The organism is Caballeronia sp. M23-90 (assembly GCF_053574605.1).
In genome coordinates this window covers 1-3,443 of sequence record NZ_JBSIPA010000591.1, presented here as the reverse complement: position 1 = coordinate 3,443, position 3,443 = coordinate 1, and the positions used below count along the sequence as shown (strand labels likewise).

At 62.0% G+C, this 3,443-nt stretch carries 3 protein-coding genes and 2 pseudogenes; 4 read left to right on the top strand and 1 reads right to left on the bottom strand.

Annotation, left to right across the window (positions count from 1 at the left end):
* Window positions 1-116, bottom strand: a pseudogene (locus ACRXB1_RS33055) (nucleoside/nucleotide kinase family protein); the annotation flags it as partial.
* A 218-nt stretch (window positions 117-334) separates the two neighbouring features.
* Here ACRXB1_RS33055 and ACRXB1_RS33050 point away from each other — a divergent pair.
* The 4 genes and pseudogenes from ACRXB1_RS33050 to ACRXB1_RS33035 all read left to right on the top strand — a co-directional run.
* Window positions 335-1,468, top strand: a complete 1,134-nt coding sequence (locus tag ACRXB1_RS33050) for an MlaE family ABC transporter permease (RefSeq protein ID WP_061998305.1) — start codon at window positions 335-337, stop codon at window positions 1,466-1,468.
* Window positions 1,468-2,346, top strand: coding sequence for an ABC transporter ATP-binding protein (locus tag ACRXB1_RS33045; protein WP_062168806.1), 879 nt, complete (start codon window positions 1,468-1,470; stop codon window positions 2,344-2,346). Before ACRXB1_RS33050 ends, ACRXB1_RS33045 begins: the two co-directional genes overlap by 1 nt.
* Window positions 2,347-2,408: 62 nt before the next feature.
* Window positions 2,409-3,314, top strand: a complete 906-nt coding sequence (locus ACRXB1_RS33040) for an MlaD family protein (protein ID WP_449494426.1) — start codon at window positions 2,409-2,411, stop codon at window positions 3,312-3,314.
* Window positions 3,311-3,443: pseudogene (locus ACRXB1_RS33035) on the top strand (MlaD family protein); the annotation flags it as partial. The gene ACRXB1_RS33040 and the pseudogene ACRXB1_RS33035, both read left to right, overlap by 4 nt.

Here is a 3,443-nt window from a genome sequence, read left to right as displayed (position 1 = left end):
TCTTCGTCGAGCAACGATCTAACCGCGTTCCAATGGCCGCGCTGCAGCAGCAGGTAATTGCCTTCCGTGATCACGAGCGGAATGTCGGCCATCACCGGAATTGCGCTCGCAATCGGGCATCGAGAGGAAAAGACGAATTGGATGAGTTCATATGCGCATTGTAGCGATGTGCCGGACCCGGGCGTGGCGCCGGAACCCTTCGCGACGGTTGATGCACGGGCCGGAGCGCGGAAAACCCGGCCGAATGGCCAACGCTGTCACCTTTCGCGAGATTCCAGAATAGCTTCGCTACAATGAGTGCTCCCTGAAACCCTACTCCGAGCGTTTTAGAGCCTTGAACTTCGACACTCCGCCAGGCCTCAAGGTCGAGGCCGGCCAGCAGGGCAAGGTTGTCCGGCTTTCCGGCCAGTGGACGGCGCTTGCACTGGCGCGCGATCATGCGACCACCAAGCGCGGCGTGGTGGAACGGCTACGCGGCGTGGGCCAGGAAGCAATCAAGCACTGGGACCTGCTGCCCGTCGAACGGCTCGATCACGTGGGCGGCCAGGCGCTCTGGCGCGTGTGGGGCAGGAAGCTCCCGGAGCAGGTGTCACTCTCCGACACGCAGAAAGAAATCTTCGAGCGCGTCGCATTGCTCGACGCCAATCGCGACGAGCCCGAGGTGGTGGATCGAATCGACCCCATCACGCGCTTCGGGCTGATCCTGTTCTCGTTCTTCGAGCATTTGTACGGCGGCCTGGCGCTGTTCGGCGGCTTCGTGCTGGACCTGATCGGACTGGTGCGTCGGCCGAAACGAATTCCGTGGACGGAGATATCCGCGAACATATATAGCGCCGGCACGCAGGCGCTCGGCATTACGGCGCTGGTCGCATTTTTGATCGGGATCGTACTGAGCTATTTGTCCGCGCAACAATTGCGCATGTTCGGCGCGAACCAGTACATCGTGAATATTCTCGGGTTGTCGGTGATCCGAGAACTGGGGCCTGTGCTCTCGGCCATCCTGGTCGCCGGGCGTTCAGGGTCCGCGATCACCGCGCAGATCGGCGTGATGCGGGTGACGGAAGAACTCGACGCCATGCAGGTCATGGGCATTCCGCACGGCTTGCGCATCGTGCTGCCGCGCGTGCTGGCGCTTGGTATTGCCATGCCGTTGCTGGTGATGTGGACCAACATGGTCTCGCTGCTCGGCGGCGCGCTGGCCGCGAAGCTGGTGTTGGGTATCGACCTGTCGTTTTTTGCGCGGTCGCTGCCGTCGGTCGTGCCTATCGCGAATTTGTGGATCGGGCTCGGCAAGGGCGTGGTGTTCGGCATGCTGATCGCGCTGGCCGCGTGTCATTTCGGCTTTCGCATCAAGGCGAACTCGCAAAGCTTGGGCGAGGGGACCACGACCTCGGTGGTGTCGTCCATCACCATCGTGATCCTGGCGGACGCCGTCTTCGCGATCCTTTTTCAACGGGTGGGAATCTGATGTCGGCAACGCTCGCCTCGGCCGTTCGCCATAAGCCGACTCCGGTGACGGCGGAGCCTGTCATCGAAGTCGTCGATGTAACCAAGCGCTACGGCAGCACGGTGATTCACGAACACCTGAACCTCGAAGTGCGGCGCGGCGAGATTCTCGCGCTGCTCGGCGGTTCGGGTTCCGGCAAGACCACGCTCGTGCGGCAGATGCTCGGACTCGAGTCGCCCACGAGCGGCACCATCCGCGTGCTCGGCGAAGAATGGGCGAAGATGAACGAGGAAACCGCGCGGATGCTGCGCACGCGCTCCGGCATGATGTTCCAGCAGGGCGCGCTGTTTTCTTCTCTGTCGGTGTACGACAACATTGCCCAGCCGTTTCGCGAACTCGGCAAGATCCCGGAAGACCTGATCCGCGAGTTCGTCATGCTCAAGCTCGAAATGGTCGGCCTTTCGTGCAAGAACATGAGCAAGATGCCGTCGGCGTTATCGGGCGGGATGGTCAAGCGCGTGGGTATTGCGCGGGCGATCGCGCTCGAACCCGAACTGCTTTTCCTCGATGAACCCACGGCCGGGCTCGACCCGAAGGCATCGGACGAATTTGTCGATTTGATTGCTACGCTGCATCGCGCGTTGGGTTTGACCGTGGTTCTCGTCACGCACGACCTGGACACCATGGTCGCGCTTTCCACGCGCGTGGCGGTGCTCGCCGATCGGCGGGTGCTGGTCGCCGCGCCCGTGGAAGAGGCGGTCGCGGTCGATCACCCGTTTATCCGCGAGTATTTTCTCGGGCGGCGCGGCAGGCGCGCGTTGCAGGCGCTTCCGCCCGAACGCCGCAAAAGGTTGCCGGCGGTCGCGCTCGAAGATGCGCCGTGCGGCCCCACGCTCTAGGCGTTCTCATGAGTGGCTTCGTTTTGCGCTCAGGCAGTAAGCAGTAACAAAGGAACCTGTTGATGGAAAACAAATCCCATGCGTTCTTGGCCGGTCTGTTCACTATCGGACTGATGGTCGCTATTGGCGTTGCGGTGTTCTTCTTCAACGTCGACCGCACGGTGCGCGTGCCGTATGACCTGGTCGCGCGGACCAACGTGACGGGCCTCTATACCGACGCCGACGTGCGTTATCGCGGCCTCGGCGTCGGCAAGGTGCAGTCCATCAAATTCGACCAGGGCCATCCCGGTCAGATCCGGATTCGCATCATGGTCGATAAAACCGCGCCGATCACGCAATCCACGTTCGCCACGCTTGGGTTCCAGGGCGTAACGGGCATTGCGTTCGTGCAACTCGACGACACGGGCAAGGACCCGGCGCCGTTGACGTCATCGTCGACCCAGGTCGCTTCGCTGCCGCTGCATCCCGGTTTGTTCGATCAATTGCAGCAACGTGGCGACATCCTGATCAAAAAGTTTGAACGCATCGCCGACGACGCAGACAGATTCCTGTCCGACGACATGCGCGATCAGGTCATGCAGACAACGAAGAGCCTGCAGGGCGCGGCCGACGGCATCGCCATGTTGAGCAAGCAAGTCGGACCGGTGGCGGAACAGTTGCCGCGCACGCTGCATCAGCTCGACCGCACGCTCGCTTCCACGAACGCGCTGGCGAACAACCTGAGCCGTGCGGACGGTCCGTTTGTCACGAACCTGAACAAGGCGGGCGACGCGGCGGAACGCGCCGGCCGCGTATTGAACGAAGTGAACGAGTCGTTACAGGAGATGTCGGCGCGAGTCGGTTATGAAACCTTGCCACGTGTGAATTCGCTGGCCGATGACGTGGGCAGTGCGGCGCGTTCCGTTGATCGCGCGGCTGACACGTTCAATTCGTTCAATACGCGGCCGGCGCGTTCCGCCGCGTATTGAACAAAGTGAACGAGTCGTTACAGGAGATGTCGGCGCGAGTCGGTTATGAAACCTTGCCACGTGTGAATTCGCTGGCCGATGACGTGGGCAGTGCGGCGCGTTCCGTTGATCGCGCGGCTGACACGTTCA

Coding starts and splice junctions, on each gene's coding strand:
- ACRXB1_RS33045 (WP_062168806.1), top strand. CDS start 1,468: ATGTCGGCAACGCTCGCCTCGGCCGTTCGCCATAAGCCGACTCCGGTG.
- ACRXB1_RS33040 (WP_449494426.1), top strand. CDS start 2,409: ATGGAAAACAAATCCCATGCGTTCTTGGCCGGTCTGTTCACTATCGGA.